Source organism: Parafrankia colletiae, assembly GCF_001854655.1.
Classification (GTDB): Bacteria; Actinomycetota; Actinomycetes; order Frankiales; family Frankiaceae; genus Parafrankia; species Parafrankia colletiae.
In genome coordinates this window covers 1-14800 of record NZ_MBLM01000014.1, presented here as the reverse complement: position 1 = coordinate 14800, position 14800 = coordinate 1, and the positions used below count along the sequence as shown (strand labels likewise).

The 14800-nt window shown below is 69.9% G+C and carries 15 protein-coding genes and 2 riboswitches; of the genes, 13 read left to right on the top strand and 2 right to left on the bottom strand.

The genetic code is table 11. From position 1 onward, the window contains the following. Positions 1 to 65: 65 nt before the first annotated feature. Genes CC117_RS03740 through CC117_RS03730 form a run of 3 tightly spaced genes read left to right on the top strand, consistent with a single transcriptional unit; the run spans position 66 to position 1388 of the window. Positions 66 to 527, top strand: coding sequence for an SRPBCC family protein (locus CC117_RS03740; protein ID WP_071082370.1), 462 nt, complete (start codon positions 66 to 68; stop codon positions 525 to 527). Between the two features lie 8 nt (positions 528 to 535). Beyond that, the gene (locus tag CC117_RS03735; protein WP_198541717.1) at positions 536 to 874 is read left to right on the top strand and encodes an ArsR/SmtB family transcription factor; all 339 of its coding nucleotides are present in this window, start codon (positions 536 to 538) and stop codon (positions 872 to 874) included. Between the two features lie 46 nt (positions 875 to 920). Continuing rightward, positions 921 to 1388, top strand: a complete 468-nt coding sequence (locus CC117_RS03730; RefSeq protein ID WP_071082369.1) for an SRPBCC family protein — start codon at positions 921 to 923, stop codon at positions 1386 to 1388. Positions 1389 to 1415: 27 nt separating this feature from the next. Here CC117_RS03730 and CC117_RS03725 read toward each other — a convergent pair whose 3' ends face one another. Both CC117_RS03725 and CC117_RS03720 read right to left on the bottom strand, forming a co-directional pair. After that, on the bottom strand, positions 1416 to 2204 hold the full coding sequence (locus CC117_RS03725; RefSeq protein ID WP_198541715.1) for a signal protein: 789 nt from the start codon (positions 2202 to 2204) through the stop codon (positions 1416 to 1418). 148 nt (positions 2205 to 2352) lie between these two features. Further along, entirely contained in the window at positions 2353 to 3111 is a 759-nt protein-coding gene (locus tag CC117_RS03720; protein ID WP_071082367.1) for an SDR family NAD(P)-dependent oxidoreductase, read from the bottom strand. Positions 3112 to 3255: 144 nt separating this feature from the next. Between CC117_RS03720 and CC117_RS03715 the strand changes: the two genes are divergently transcribed. From CC117_RS03715 to CC117_RS03665, 10 genes are all read left to right on the top strand, one after another. Further along, complete coding sequence (locus CC117_RS03715; protein WP_071082366.1) at positions 3256 to 4101, top strand: helix-turn-helix transcriptional regulator; 846 nt, start codon at positions 3256 to 3258, stop codon at positions 4099 to 4101. Between the two features lie 479 nt (positions 4102 to 4580). After that, positions 4581 to 4781: riboswitch (cyclic di-AMP (ydaO/yuaA leader) on the top strand. A 13-nt stretch (positions 4782 to 4794) separates the two neighbouring features. Further along, complete coding sequence (locus CC117_RS03710; RefSeq protein WP_071082365.1) at positions 4795 to 5172, top strand: transglycosylase family protein; 378 nt, start codon at positions 4795 to 4797, stop codon at positions 5170 to 5172. Between the two features lie 421 nt (positions 5173 to 5593). Then, the gene (locus tag CC117_RS03705) at positions 5594 to 6472 is read left to right on the top strand and encodes a hypothetical protein (RefSeq protein WP_131803008.1); all 879 of its coding nucleotides are present in this window, start codon (positions 5594 to 5596) and stop codon (positions 6470 to 6472) included. A gap of 507 nt (positions 6473 to 6979) precedes the next feature. Continuing rightward, a complete protein-coding gene (locus tag CC117_RS03695; protein WP_084131462.1) occupies positions 6980 to 7753 on the top strand; it encodes a hypothetical protein in 774 nt (257 codons plus the stop codon). A gap of 67 nt (positions 7754 to 7820) precedes the next feature. After that, positions 7821 to 8384: a GNAT family N-acetyltransferase gene (locus CC117_RS03690; RefSeq protein ID WP_071082361.1), complete on the top strand. Its 564-nt coding sequence runs from the start codon at positions 7821 to 7823 to the stop codon at positions 8382 to 8384. A gap of 279 nt (positions 8385 to 8663) precedes the next feature. Then, on the top strand, positions 8664 to 9467 hold the full coding sequence (locus CC117_RS03685) for an SDR family NAD(P)-dependent oxidoreductase (protein WP_071082360.1): 804 nt from the start codon (positions 8664 to 8666) through the stop codon (positions 9465 to 9467). Between the two features lie 310 nt (positions 9468 to 9777). Next, on the top strand, positions 9778 to 10617 hold the full coding sequence (locus CC117_RS03680; protein ID WP_131803007.1) for a hypothetical protein: 840 nt from the start codon (positions 9778 to 9780) through the stop codon (positions 10615 to 10617). A 157-nt stretch (positions 10618 to 10774) separates the two neighbouring features. Further along, entirely contained in the window at positions 10775 to 11611 is an 837-nt protein-coding gene (locus CC117_RS03675) for a hypothetical protein (protein ID WP_131803006.1), read from the top strand. Between the two features lie 497 nt (positions 11612 to 12108). Then, positions 12109 to 12308, top strand: a riboswitch (cyclic di-AMP (ydaO/yuaA leader). Between the two features lie 13 nt (positions 12309 to 12321). After that, positions 12322 to 12699 (top strand): transglycosylase family protein, encoded by a 378-nt coding sequence (locus CC117_RS03670; RefSeq protein WP_018639014.1) that lies wholly within the window; start codon positions 12322 to 12324, stop codon positions 12697 to 12699. 299 nt (positions 12700 to 12998) lie between these two features. Continuing rightward, positions 12999 to 14800: serine/threonine-protein kinase (locus tag CC117_RS03665; protein ID WP_131803005.1), on the top strand; the 1802-nt coding region annotated here is incomplete at its 3' end.

Sequence of the window (14800 nt, the reverse complement as noted above, 5' to 3'; positions counted from 1 at the left end):
GATGGTTGCGCGATGGCGAGAGTGTGGCTACCTTGATGTGCAACCAAAGATTGCAGGAGGTTGGCATGGAGTTCGGAACCCTCGAGCGCGAGATCTACATCGAGGCCTCGCCGGAGATCGTCTTCGACGTGGTGAGCAGTCCCGAGCACCTGAAGGGATGGTGGCCCGACGACGCCCGTTACGAGCCGACTCCCGGCTCGGCAGGGGAGATCGTCTTCGGAGACCGCGACGCCGACGGCAAGGTCGTGCCGTTCACCGTCGTCGACGCGCGACCACCGCGGACGTTCTCGTTCCGCTGGACRCATCCGAGCGACCAGGCCGCGGCCGAGGGCAACTCGCTGCTGGTCACCTTCGACCTGACGCCCTCGGGCGGCGGGACGCTGCTGCGGATGACCGAGACCGGCTTCCGGGAGATGGGCTGGGAGGTCGCCGTCCTCGAGGAGCAGTACCGGGACCACGTCTCCGGCTGGGACTTCTACCTGCCGCGGATCGCCTCGTATGTGGCGACGCTGCGGGTGCGGCCCTGAGTACCGCCATCGCCGGGGGCGTCGACGACGACCTCTGGTCCGCCATCGGTGACCCGACCCGGCGCCGGCTCCTCGACCTGCTGCTCGTCGACGGGGACGCAACCGCGACCTCGCTGAGCCGACAGCTGCCGGTCACCCGTCAGGCGGTGGCCAAGCATCTCGGCGTCCTCGACCGGGTCGGCCTGGTCCGGGCGACACCCGCGGGCCRGGAGAAGCGGTACCGGGTGGACGACGCCCAGCTCGCCCGCGCGGTGGCCCAGCTCGCATCGGTCGGGTCCGCGTGGGACGCCCGACTGCAGCGCATCAGACGGATYGCCGAGGCGATCCAGCGTGCCCAACAGGACTGACGTTCAGACCGGCGTGAGATGGCCGGCGAATCCAGGGAGAACCGAGATGGTGGACATTCTGCACAGGGTCGGAGTCAGGACCCCGAGCCCCGAAAAGGTGTACGAGGCGCTGACGACCGTCGAGGGCCTCACCGGCTGGTGGACGGACGACACGAGGTGGGCGGACGATCCGAAGGGCCGCGGCGACACCGGAGTTGGCGGCGTCCTCGAGTTCCGTTTCCCGGTCGGCGGGTTCGACATGGAGGTCGTCGAGTTGCGGCCGTCCGAGCGGGTCTGCTGGCGTGTGGTTGACGGCCCCGAGGAATGGAAGGGCACGACGATCGACTGGGATCTCCACCAGAACGGCGAGTACACGATCGTCCTGTTCCGGCACCAGGGCTGGAAGGAGCCCGTCGAGTTCATGCACCACTGCAGCACGAAGTGGGGCTCCTTCCTGATGAGCCTGAAATCCCTGGTGGAGACCGGCGCGGGCGCGCCGGCCCCGCGGGACGTGCCGATCAGCGACTGGCACTGAGCAGCCCGGCCACCGATCAGCCGTGGGTCAGGCGGTGACCGTTCCGCCGGCCCCGGCGTGGTCTCCGCCTCCGCGGCGGTCGTCGGCGGCCGGATCGGAGACCACAAGGAGGTAGTCGACGCTGGTGGCGAAGTCGAGGGAGCTGCCGCGGACGGAGAGGGTGTGCTGGCCAGGCGCCAGCGGTGGCAGCTGCACCCACAGGCCGCAGCCGTAGCCCTGGAAGGTCCCGGCGTCACCGGTGACGGGGTTGCCCGCCACCCCCCGGTAGGTGATCGATGTCGGCGGAAAGGCCTCGGCCTGTAAGGGGGAGCCGTCCAGCTCGGCGCCTCCGRCCGCGTCTGCCATCAGCGCGGTGCAGTCGGCGGGGTCCTGCGCGACCAGGTTGACGAGTGGGACGACCACCGGTCGCTCGGTGGGYAGCACGCACTGGCGAGCGGTGTAACCGCCGAACGTGCCGGCGAGGAACCAGACGTCCGTCGGCTGGCCGACCGCGCACGCGTGGCCGTCCGGATCCTCGACCGGATTGTCGGCACCGACGGCGGAGGCCGCCCAGGTCCACCACCGCGACTGCAGATCCGCCGGCGCGAGCGCCCGTTCTTCCACCGGGGACTCGACCAGGCGCTCTGTCGGAGACGTCGCCGGGGCGAGGGCCTCCGGGGCCGTCCCGGTGCTGAGGCCGTCGCCGCCGGCGGGGGCGCAACTGCCGGCGAGCGGTACCGCCGCGAGGACGGCTACAACAGCCGGCGGGGCCCATCGGCGGGCACTGACGGAAACGGCGCCGCGCCCGCTGCTGCGTCGTCGTACTGCCTGGGGCACAGTCACTCCTCGGAACAGACCGCCCGCCGGTACAGACGAGCCCGCCAGTATCCAGGTCCCGATTCGGCCAGGCGATGGCGGGCCGGTCAACCTCCACCCTGTCGGCGGGAGCGGACCGAGAGCGGACCGGGCAGCGGCCCGGCCGGCGTCAGAGGTTCTGGCCGCCGGAGAGCTCGATGCGGGTGCCGTTGGCCCAGGCGAAGCCGTCGGCGAGGATCAGCGGGACGGCGGCGCCGATGTCGTCCGGCTCGCCCGCCCGGCCGAGCGGGATCGCGCCGGCGACGGCCTCGTTGACCTGCTTGTTGTCGCGGACGAGGCCGCCGCCGAAGTCGGTGGCGATCGCGCCCGGCACCAGGACGTTGACCCGGATCCGGCGGTCGCCGAGCTCCGCGGCCTGGTAGCGGGTCAGCACCTCGACAGCGCCCTTGGCCGCCGCGTACGCGGCGTTGCCCGGATAGGTGAAACGGGCCAGGCCGGAGGACACGTTGAGGATGCGGCCGCCGTCGGCGAGCAGCGGCAGCAGCGCCTGGGTGAGGAAGAACGGTGCCTTGACGTGGACGTCGAAGAGCCCGTCGAACTGCTCCGGAGTGGTCGCCGTGAACGGCGCGTGCAGGCCGAAACCGGCGTTGTTCACGAGGTAGTCGAAATGATCCGTACCAAAACCGTCGAGGACCGAGCGGACGTCGGACGCGAACTGCGGGAAGCTTCCGCTGTCGCTGACGTCGAGCTGCAGGGCGGCGGCCGGCACCCCGTGCCCACCGACCTGCGCGACGAGCGCGTCCGCCTCCGCTCTGTTCTGGTTGTAGGTGCCGATGACGCCGACACCCGCCCTGGCGAGGTGGCTGGCCATGCTCCGGCCGAGGCCGCGGCTCGCGCCCGTGACCAGGGCGATCCTGGTGTTCGACATGATTCCTCCAGGGAGTGTGACGTTGTGTGACGGTGGTGGTCCTGGTCCTACCGTGTCACCGTCGCCGCGGAAGGTGGCCGTCCAACGCACCCCCGGATTGCCAGTACGGGGATAAGCCGTGGCTGGGCCGTCAGAATCGGAGCAGTGGAACGTGAGGAGCTCGGAGCCTTTCTGCGCCACCGTCGGGAGCAGCTGCGGCCGGCAGACGTCGGCCTGGTAGGTGGTGCCCGGCGCCGGGCGGTCGGCCTGCGCCGCGACGAGGTCGCGCTGCTCGCCGACATGTCGACGGACTACTACGAACGGATCGAGCAGGGCCGCGGGCCGCGGCCGTCCCCGTCCATGCTCGGCGCGATCGCGCGGGCGCTGCGGCTGACCCTGGACGAGCGGGACCACATCTACCTGCTGGCCGGCCAGCAGCCGCCGTCCCGGCACGAGTCGTTCGGCTATGCCGACGCCGGCCTCATGTACGTGCTGGACGCGGTGGCGCCGTCGGTGCCGGCGCACATCTGCGACGACCTGTCGACCGTCGTGGCGCAGAACCCGCTGAACGTCGCCCTGCTGGGGCCGATCGACCAGGCGCCGGGCCGCCGGCGCAACTTCCTGTGGTGCTGGTTCACCGACCCGCAGCTGCGGGCGCGCTACCTGCCCGAACAGCACGAGACGCTCAGCCGCGACTACGTCGCCGACCTGCGCGCCACGCTCGGCCAGCGCCACCTGGACGACGAGGTGCGCGCCCTGGTCGCCGAGCTCTCCGCGGCCAGCGCCGAGTTCCGGGACGTCTGGGCCCGTCAGGAGGTGGCCGTCCGGCGGGCCACCCGCAAGGTCATCCTGCACCCCGAGGTGGGCCGGCTCGACCTGGAGTGCGACGTCGTGATCAGCCCGCCGTCCGGCCAGCGGCTGGTTCTCTTCCGTCCCCAGCCAGGCTCCGGGACGGGCGAACGGCTGGAGATGCTCGCCGTGCTGGGGACCCAGACCTTCTCCAAGCACTGATCCCGGCGCCGTCGCCCCCGCGCCTGTGGCAGGAGTGATCAATGGTGGCGACCCGAGATCAGGGGCCGCTCCGGTGATTTTGGTGCCGGTCCGCCGAAAGCGTGAAAGTGTGCGTACCGCCTGGAARGGTTCATGCCGCTCCTGTCCGTTATTAGCGAGATCTAAGTATTTTTTAGCCGGATGGGCGGCGGGTGCCGTGCGGGCAGTGAAGAATTTTCTGGACCCTGGGGGCCGGAATCCGTGACGCAGCCGGCACGGTCGTGGGCGGCTCGTGTCGGGGCGCTCCCGGGCAGGTGAGTGCCCTGTCACGGTCATCACTCGCTGTCCGGAAATATCGGGTGTAGGTGCGGGACGGCGGACGAAAGAACGTCGGTATGCAAGCTTTTCCCGTCGATTGTGATGGCCGTCACAATCGCTTGGAGAATGTTTGCCGGTGGCGTGTAACGTCGTTGCCGTGCTTCCGACCTGGGGAGTACACGCCGGGTGGCACGCCGAATCCCGCCCCGCCCGGCGCACATCAGATCTGAGGGTGGGAGCGGGGGACCCAAGTGTTCCCGGGCGTTGTTTCTGGACGTCCTTGGGGTGAAGCCGTCAGCGCTTTGCGGCGCGGATATGTGTGCGGCCGGGCGATTCCCAGCCCGAACCCGACAGCTAACTTCGTAGGCGTGGGGAGGGACATTCATTTTGTCCGTTATGACTTCGGGTGCCCGTAAGAACCGTCGTTCGATCCGCCGTGGCCGCGCTCTGCTGGTCGCCCCGGTGCTGGCCGCGACGATCGGTGGCGGAATCGCGATGTCCCAGCCGGCCAGCGCTGCCGCGCGGCCGGATGCCCACCGTTTCCTCAGCGCGGTGGTCCCCTGTGAGTCGGGGGGCAACCCGGGTGTGGTGAACGAGATCGGTGCGGGCGGGCTGTTCCAGTTCCTGCCGAGCACCTGGCGTGGGGTCGGTGGGCAGGGCCTGCCGCAGCACGCCAGCGCGGCGGAGCAGTGGAAGCGCGCGCACATCCTCTACGCCCAGCAGGGCACCAGCCCGTGGTACGCCTCCAAGAGCTGCTGGGGTCACAAGATCTGAGTCCTGGCGCGGGCTCACCTGAACGACGTGAGCAAGCAGTGCCCAACGTGCGCGGCCGTTGAACCAACGGCCGGTGTCGGGGCCGCGGCCTGAACCACGGATTCGGGCCGTCCCGCCGGTGTGCCCGGACGTCCACAGACGTCCGGGCACACCGGCATGTGCAGGTGGGGACCTGTACGAGCTCGTTGCTGACTGCCTGCCCGGGCGATCGCCCCGGCCCGTTGTGCAGCGCCTCGCCTGGTTGACCGGCAGAACCTTTCACGGCATACGTCTGCTAGGTTCCGGTGAATCCTTCCGCCCCGGTATGGACTAACTTTTCGGGCCCCTGCATGCGGAGGATTCGACTTCGAATTGTCCGGTCGGCATGGCGAGGGGAACGATGGGCGTGGGTGTTCGGAACGCGGGGGGCCACGGCGGAGGAATGACTAGGCCGATCCGCGGATCCGTGGTTGCGGCGGGTGGGTTCCGGCGGCGGCGCGGTTCGGTTGCGCCCTGGCGAGGCGGGCTGGTCGCGGTTGCGACCGCCTTCGCGGTGTCCGCGTGTGGAGGCGACGAGGTCGCCGGCTCCGCGGCAGCGGGTACGGCGGGTCCCTCCGGCTCCGCGTCGCCCGCCGGGGAGACCGGCCTGTGGCCGGAGGACTTCGTGCTGACCGAGGGTCCCGCGACGGCCGGGTACACGGGCGCGCCGGAAGAGCCGTCCGGCGACGGCGAGAACGGCGAGGGCGGCGAGAACGCGGCGGCCGAATCGGTGTTGGGGGCGGATCTCGCCGAATGCCTGGGCATGTCGAACGACGATCTTGAGATCGAACCTGAGGCCTCGGCCGTCGGGCTCACCTTCACCGGTGCCGACGGGTTCTCGATGATCGACTCTTCCGCGGACATTCTGACCGAGAAGCAGGTGGTGCGGGACCGCGAGATGCTGGCGAATCCGCGGACGCCGAAGTGCCTGGAAGAGGCGTTTGCGGGCTTGCCCGACGAGCCTGCGGAGGATGACGACGTCACGACCATTTCGTTCGAGGCGTTCCCGCCGCCCGGCAGTGCCGCTGCCTACTATCGAATGACAATCAGGGGGTCCGACCCCGAGGACACGTTCGTGGGGGACATGCTCTTCTTCATCGAAGGTCGGGTGGAGGTGACGACCAGCTACGTGACCCTCGAGGCGGAGCACGAGCCGGAGCGGCTCCAGCAGATCGCCGACCAGATCTCGGACAAGCTGCGGAACCAGAAGCCGCGATCCATCGCCGGCCGGCCGACGGAGGCCGGGCCCGTGGTCCGGGCCCTTGCACCCCTGGCTTCCTGACCGGCCTGCTGGGCCCAGGTCAAAGAAATGGACAATAAGATCCCAACGTGTCTGATGGTTGTGTCAATGCCGGGCGTTGGATGTTGGGTCTGATCCACCGCTTCAGGCCGCACTGCCGGTGCGCCCGGACCGTCTACGGACGTCCGGGCGCACCGGCATGTCTGCAGGTGGGGGCCTGTATCTGACGGTTCCCGGATCCCCGTTCCCGAAGCCCCAGCTCCGGGAACGGGGACGCGAATGCGACGTGGCGTCACTCCTGGATTGCTATCCCTATTCAGGGCACTTGAATTCCTCCGCTCCCGTGGTGGGCGCGCTTTGAGACGAGTGTCTGATAGTTTCCGTTTAATCCTTCCGCCCTGGTATCGCATGAAAACGTCCGATACCTTGCCGTGCGGAAGATTCGTTTACGGAACAGTTCAGTCGGCATGGAGTGGTGGCCTGATGGGCGTGGGTGTTCGGACTGTGCATGGCCGGGGCAGGCAGGCAACTGGCCCGACGCGCGGGCGGGTGACACCGCCGCGGGCGTGGGGTCGGTGGCGCTGCTGGTCGGCGGCGTCGTGGCGCGGCGGGCTGGTCGCGGTGGCGACGGCCCTCGCCGTGTCCGCCTGCGGAGGTGACGACGCGACGTCGTCGGCCGACCCCGCCCCGAGGACGGCGGCGCCATCGTCGGCGCCGGCGTCGTCCTCGCCCGCGGAGAGCACCGACCGGTCGCCCGAGGACTTCGTGCTGACCGAGGGCCCCGCCACTGCCGGGTTCGCGGCCTCGGCCGAGGAGCCCGATCCCGAGGAGCAGACGGACCTGTACTCCCTCGTCGCCGAGTGCCTGGGCCTGCCGGCCCCGGCGCCCGACGACAGGCCGCAGGCCAGCGCCGTCGGACCCACCTTCAACAGCCCCGACGAGGTTTCGTCGATCGACTCCCTGGTGGAGATCGTCTCCGACGAACAGGTCGTGCGGGACCGGGAGCTCCTGAAGAACCCACGGCTCCTGGAGTGCCTCGGCAGCTTCTACGAGGAACCGGCCGAAGGTGAGTCCGCGGACAGCGGCATCGAGATCGTCTCGGTCGAGCAGCCGCCCGCACCTGCCGGGGCGCTCRCCTACATCCGGGCGGTCATGAAGCTCGGTGACACGGCGGATGCGCTCGTTCTCTCCATGGACAGCCTCTTCTTCATGGAGGGAAACATCGAGGTGACCGTCAACTACGTGAACACCGAGCAGGCGGCGCCGCAGGAACGCCTTGAGCAGATCGCGGCCCAGATCTCGGAGAAGCTGCGTAACCGGTAGCCGCGACCGCTCCCGCCGGGCGGCGGAAGGCGGTCCCGATCACCCGTGCCGCGGGCAGACTGGACGGGTGAACGATCCTGCCTCCTCGATCCGGTTCCAACGGCTGGCGGAATCCGATTTCCCACTGCTGCGCGGATGGCTGGCCCAGCCGCACGTCGCGCGGTGGTGGAACCACGAGACCACGATCGAAGCGGTACACCGTGACTTCGGGCCGGCGACGCGGGGCGAGGAGCCGTCGCAGGATTTCCTCGCCCTGCTCGACGAGACGCCGATCGGCCTGATCCAGCGATGCGCGTACGCCGACTACCCGGAATACGAGGCCGAGCTGYGGCCCGTTGTCGACGTCCCGTCCGGTGCCATGAGCGTCGACTACCTGATCGGCGATCCGGCCCGGACGAACCGCGGCATCGGGCCGCGGGTGATCGCTGCGATGGTCGCTCGAACGTGGTCGGATCATCCGGCGGCCACGTGCGTGCTGGTGCCTGTCGCGGCGGCGAACCGGGCGTCGTGGCGGGCCCTGGAGAAGGCGGGTTTCCGTCGGGTCGCCGAGGGCCCGCTCACACCGGACAACCCGATCGACGACCCTTTGCACTTCGTCTACCGGCTGGACCGGGCCCACGCCCCGGACTGAATTCGTACGCTCCGGCCTGGAGCCGCGCCCGGGCGTGGAACAGACCCCCGGGCGTCGCCTCGTCGTCCCGCTCCGTTCACGGCGGCCTGTGAGCATGGTTGATGGCCGTTGCCCGCCGCCACTGCCCGTCGCCGCCACTGCCCGTCGCCGGCACTGCCCGTCGCCGGCACTGCTCGTCAGCCGGGCCGTTCCGTGGGCATGGCCCGCCGGCAGTCGGCCGCCGGTGGCAGACGGGCTCATGGGCTCGTGACCCGGCATCGGGATCCTGCGGGAGGGCGTGTGGTGAGCTCGGCTGTGATCATCACCGGAGCGGCGTCCGGCATCGGACGGGCCTGCGCGGAGCTGTTCGCCGCGCGGGGGTTCGGGGTCGTCGCGGTCGATGCGGACGAGTCCGGCCTGGACGACCTGGCGGGCTCGGCCACTGCGCCCGGCGCTGCCGGGCCCGGTGCGGCTGGAGGTGAGGTGGTCCCGCTGGTGGCGGACGTCTCGCTCGAGGAGACCGGGACCCGGATGACGGAGCTGGCGCTGTCCCGCTTCAGGCGTCTGGACGTCGCGGTGCTCAACGCGGGCATCGGCGGGACACTGCCCTGGGAGGCCAGCGGCGCCATCGAACGCCTGGACGAGATCCTCGCCGTGAACGTGCGCGGGGTCGCGATCGGCATCCGCTCGGTCGCCCCCGCACTGCGGGACGGTGGCGGCGGCTCGATCGTCGTGACGGCGTCCAGCGGCGGGCTGCAGGCGGAGCCGGGGAACTGGGCCTACAACGCATCCAAGGGTGCGGTGGTCAACATGGTGCGGGCAGCCGCCCTCGACTACGCGGCGCAGAACATCCGCGTGAACGCGGTGGCACCCGGCCTCACGGAAACGCCGATGCTGGGCCAGCAGCGTGCCCGGCCGGCGGTCGTCGAGGCCACCAGCCGGCGCATTCCGCTGCAGCGCTGGAGCCGGGCCGAGGAGCAGGCCGCAGTGGTCTGGTTCCTGGCCTCGGCCGAGGCGTCCTACATCACCGGTACGACACTGGTCGCGGGCGGCGGGATGACCGCGCATCACGGTGCGGTACCGCTGCCGCCGCTCACGCCCTGACGGCCGACAGTCCCTGAAGGGCCGAACGGGTGGGCGTTGGGGGTGGGCTGGGGTTTCCGCTCCAGGCCACACTGCCGCGAAGCCCGCCATGCCGGCTGCCGGAACGCCTTAAGTCGGACGTCTGATATCTTTCGGCGAATCTCTCCGCCCGGTAATGCGTGAAGTCGGCGTCTTTGCCGTGCGGAAGATTCGGTCACGGATTGTTTCGGTCGGCCTGGGGTGGAGACTGATGGGCGTAGGCGTACGGAGCGCGCGCGGTCGCGGCGGGATGGCGACCGGCCCGGATCGCGGATCCGTCGCGTTGCCGGGTATGAGTGGGCGGCACTGCCGGTCGGTCGCGCCCTGGCGAGGCGGCCTGGTCGCCCTGGTGGCCGCATTCGCGATGGCCGCCTGCGGAGGTGACGAGGCATCGTCAACCGGTCCCGCGGGGGTGAACACGGCGAAGCCCTCCGGGTCGGCGTCGCCCGCCGCCGAGGAGACCGGCCTGTGGCCGGAGGATTTCGTGCTGACCGAGGGCACCGCGACGGCTGGCTTCACGGGCGCGCCGGAAGAACCGTCCGATGACAGCGAGGACACCGAGGAAGACGCGGTGTTGGATGCAGACTTCGCCGAATGCCTGGGTCTGTCGACTGAGGAGTTCGACGCCGAATCTGAGGCCTCGGCTGACGGACTCACCTTCACCGGTGCTGACGGGTTCTCGACGATCGAATCCTCCGCGGAAATCGTCACCGGGGAGCAGGCCGAGCGGGACCGGGGGCTGCTGACRCACCCACGGACGCGGGACTGTATGACCGAGCTGTTCGAGGCCCAGGCCGACAGGTCTGAGGAGGAAGGCGTGGTGGTCGAGGCCGCTCCGGTCGAGGCGCTCCCGCCGCCGGCCGGTGCCTCCGCGCATTACCGGCTGACCATGAGGGCCTCCGGTCCAGGGGGCACGGTAGAGGTAACAACGGACATGCTCTTCTTCATCGAAGGGCAGGTCGAGGTGCTCGTCAGTTACATGAACCTCGGTGAGGCGCCCCAGCAGGATCGTCTCCAGCAGATCGCCGACCAGATCGCGGAGAAGCTGCGGGACCAGCAGCCGCGGTCCATTGCCGGCCGGCCCAGGGAGGGTGGGCCCGTGATCCGGGCCCTCGGACCCCTGAATCTCTGAGTGGCCGGCATCGTCCGGCCGGCATTGTCTGACCAGCATTTTCTGGCCCGCATTGTCTGGTCAGCTTCGCCGATCATGAAAGGTGGACAACGTGGCGATGTCGGGGGTGGGACGGGTCATGGTGGGTGTCGATGGCCGCAGGCCAGCAGGAGCCGCTGTGAGCCAGCGGCCGGGAACGGTGTGGCGGCGCGGCGGGCTACTCGCCGTGGCAGCTGTCGTCACGTTGTCTGCCTGCGGGGGTGACACCTCGTCTGGGGTGCGCACCGCACCGACGGCCGCGGCATCGACGTCGGGAGCGACGCGGTCCGGAACCCCGTCGCCCGCCACGGAGGAGCTCGGCCTGTGGCCCGATGACTATGTGCTGACCGCAGGCCCCGCCACCGCTGGTTTCACGGGCGTGCCGGCCGAGGCGCCCGACATCGATCAGAGTGTCGCTGCCACGGCACTGGCGGAATGCCTCGGGGTACCACCCGGGGACGTCCGCAACGAATTCGACTCCGCAAGCCAGGGCATCACTTTCGTCAACGGCTCGGACCGGCTTGTGACGATCGGCTCGGGCGCGGCGGTCGTGTCCGAGGAACAAGTGTCGCGGGATCGGGCGCTGCTGGACAACCCGCGGTTCGCCGAATGCTCGGGCAAAGTGGAGACGCAGGTCGCCGACGATTATTTCGAAGGCCAGCTCGACTACGAGCTGGCCTCCGTCGAGGCACTCCCGCCCCCGGGCGGTGCGGACAGCCACCTGCGGATGACCTGGCGGATCAGCTCCGGGGGACGCATGGTCGAGATGTCGGCTGACGTGCTCCGCTTCCTGGTCGGACGGGTCGAAGTGGCCGTCACCTTCACCTACGCGCGGGAAGCCCCGTCCCAGGAGCGCCTCCAGCAGATCGCCGATCAGATCGCCGGGAAACTGCGGAACCAGCGGCCGCGGAGCCTCGAGGGCCGCCCTCGGGAAGGCGGTCCCGCGGTTCATGCCCTGGGACCACTGGACGGGTGAACGCCACCGCTCCATCGCCTCCACCACTCGCCTCCGGACGCATCTGAAGGCGGAATGTCTGGGATGGGCGTTCGATGCTCGCCGAGTCGGCTGCACGTTCTCGGGCCCGGCCAGACTGCTCGGGCGCCCGTTTTCTCTCCGTTTGATGATATCTCGGCGGATGGCACTCTATTGACGATTCCCATCCCTTGGCCCCGATTTCTGCCGGGAGTGCAGCCGCGTTCCCGAGCATCATCCGGAGTCCGCGCGGAAGAAAAGTCGCCGCGGAGCCGGAGCGGTTGTGCGCGTTGCGCAGTRCATCAGTCGTCCCACGGTGGCCGGGGAGTGACGCCAGCCGAATGGCCACGGCGCATACCGGACGTATCAGATTCGGCAACACCGTACACGGATTATTTCAACCCTCATCGATGGGATGTGGTGCCCGTCACAATCGCTTGGAGAATGTTTGCCGGTGGCGTGTAACGTCGTTGCCGTGCTTCCGACCTGGGATGCACACGCCGGGTGGCACGCCGAATCCCGCCCCGCCCGGCGCACATCAGATCTGAGGGCGGGAGCGGGGGACCCAGAGTTCCCGGGCGTTCTTTCTGGACGTCCTTGGGGTGAAGCCGCCAGCGCTTTGCGGCGCGGATATGTGTGCGGCCGGGCGATTCCCAGCCCGAACCCGACAGCTAACTTCGTAGGCGTGGGGAGGGACATTCATTTTGTCCGTTATGACTTCGGGTGCCCGTAAGAACCGTCGTTCGATCCGCCGTGGCCGCGCTCTGCTGGTCGCTCCGGTGCTCGCCGCGACGATCGGTGGCGGAATCGCGATGTCCCAGCCGGCCAGCGCTGCCGCCCGGCCGAACGCGCATCACTTCCTGAGCGCTGTAGTTCCCTGTGAGTCCGGGGGCAACCCCCGTGTGGTCAACTCGATCGGTGCGGGCGGGCTGTTCCAGTTCCTCCCGAGCACCTGGCACTCCGTCGGCGGGAAGGGCCTGCCGCAGAACGCGAGCGTCGCCGAGCAGTGGAAGCGCGCGCACATCCTCTACGCCCAGCAGGGCACCAGCCCCTGGTACAGCTCGCAGGGCTGCTGGGGCCACAAGGTCTGAGCCCACAGGTCCACGTAACACGCCGGTGTGCCCGGACGTCCTCGGACGTCCGGGCACACCGGCGTTTCGGCGGTTCTGACAGGCCCGGCGTCGCGGGGATGGGCGTGCCACACGTGTGCTGCGTGCCGGGCGCGGCTCCGGATGGGGCCCGCTCCCGCGCCGGGCCCAGCCCTCGCGGCCTGTGCGCACAATGATGCATATAGTCAGGGTTGGTCACGGCTTGGGCTGAATGACCGATGTCGGGGGCTGTCGCGCGAGCTGCCCGGGCATCTGCGCTGATCCCGACCCTGAGGGAGACGATGAGCGGGACGCCGGCTGGCACCCCTGGCACCCCTGGAGGCTCGAACCCGGCCCTGGAGGCCGTGTTCACCCCCCTTACTCCAGAGGATCCGCGCGAGATCAGCGGTTACCGGCTCCGGGCCCGGATCGGTGCGGGCGGTATGGGCGCGGTGTACCTGTCCTACACCCCGGGTGGGCGGCCGGTCGCGTTCAAGGTCGCCCGGCCGGAGTACGCCTCCGATCCCGAGTTCCGGCGTCGTTTCGAGAAGGAAGTGGCGATCGCGCAACGCGTCCAGGGCCTGTACACGGCCCCGGTCGTCGACTGTGACGCGCACGCCCCGCGCCCCTGGATGGCGACTGCCTACGTCGCCGCGCCCTCGCTGGCCGTGGCTGTCGCCCGGCAGGGCGCGCTACCGGCGGAGAGCGTCCTGGTGCTCGTGGCCGGAGTCGCGGAGGCGCTGGCGTCCATTCATGTCGTCGGCGTGATCCACCGGGACCTGAAGCCGGGGAACGTCATCCTGGCCGCCGACGGCCCCCGCGTCATCGACTTCGGCATCTCACGCGCTGTCGAGGCCTCCTCGGTGCCGCTCACCAGAACTGGTGAACCGGTCGGCACGCCCGCCTTCATGGCACCCGAGCAGATCCGCGGGAAGGCTGTGGACAGTGCAGGGGACGTCTTCTCGCTCGGTGCCACCGCCTACTACGCGGCCACCGGAGAGCTGCCGTTCGGCGCGGACGTCGCCGTCTTCCATCGCATCGTGCACGAGCAACCCGACTGGGATCGCTGCCCGGGGCAGATCCGCGGCATTCTGGAAGTCTGCCTGGAGAAGGATCCGGCGGCCCGGCCCACCCCCGCCGAGCTGATCAGACTGTGCCAGGAAGTCTCCACCGACGAAAGGCTCCGCATCGGCGAGGGCTGGCTACCCCCGACCATCCTCGCGGACCTGACCCGCTATGTCATTGCTTCGTCAGAGCCATCCGGAGCAGCTGAACCCGCCGACCAGGCCGCCTCAGCCGCCTCAGCCGCCTCAGCGTCGTCGGCCGGGTCGGCGGGGATGGCAGCGTCGGCCGGGCCGGTAGAGCGGGCTCAGGGCACGGATTCACCGACACCGACACCGACACCGACGCCGACGCCGACGCGGCCCGACCGTCGGGGCCGGCGCGGTGCGTCCCGTCTTCTCGGCCCCCTGGTGGCGGCGGGGTTTGCGGCTCTTGCCGCCGTTGCGGTCGCACTGGTCCTGGCTCTGAAGAACGGATCTGTCGATCGCCCGGCCGGAGGCGACGAAGAGCCCGGGGTGGTCCCGGCTGCCGTGGCGGAGGCGGCCCCGGGCGCCTCGCAGCCAGGCCCACCCGTGACCGGTTCTTTGCCCGGCGCCGTGCCGCCGGGCGCCGTGCCTCCCGGCGCCTCGGGGCTCCCCGGCCTCGAGCTGTCCACCGCGCTGCCGTCCGTCCAGGCGGCGGCGTCCGGCCCGCCGGCGCGGCAGCAGGCACGCACCACGGCCTCGCGCGGCAACGTGTACCGGCTGGCGTCCAACCAGACCGGCATCGAGATGTACTCGGGATCGGGTGCGGACTGGATTCCGATCGGTGGGCCTACCGGAAAGCTCTACGGCGGGGGCTACGGCCTGTTCGCGACCAGCCGGGAAAGCGGTGACATCTCGCGCTATCTCGGCGCGGCCGGAAGATGGGAGGTCATCGGCGGTCCGGGTGCGCAGTTCGTGGTGACGGCGGACCGTTTGTACTCCCTTACGCCGGACAGGCAGGGTGTGTACATGTATTCCGGGTCCGGGACGAACTGGGTTCAGATCGGTGGGCCTGGGGG

Bases quoted from the DNA above. Each gene is read 5' to 3' on its own strand.
- CC117_RS03730 (WP_071082369.1), top strand. From the start codon at position 921: ATGGTGGACATTCTGCACAGGGTCGGAGTCAGGACCCCGAGCCCCGAA.
- CC117_RS03720 (WP_071082367.1), bottom strand. From the start codon at position 3,111: ATGTCGAACACCAGGATCGCCCTGGTCACGGGCGCGAGCCGCGGCCTC.
- CC117_RS03710 (WP_071082365.1), top strand. From the start codon at position 4,795: ATGACTTCGGGTGCCCGTAAGAACCGTCGTTCGATCCGCCGTGGCCGC.
- CC117_RS03705 (WP_131803008.1), top strand. From the start codon at position 5,594: ATGACTAGGCCGATCCGCGGATCCGTGGTTGCGGCGGGTGGGTTCCGG.
- CC117_RS03670 (WP_018639014.1), top strand. From the start codon at position 12,322: ATGACTTCGGGTGCCCGTAAGAACCGTCGTTCGATCCGCCGTGGCCGC.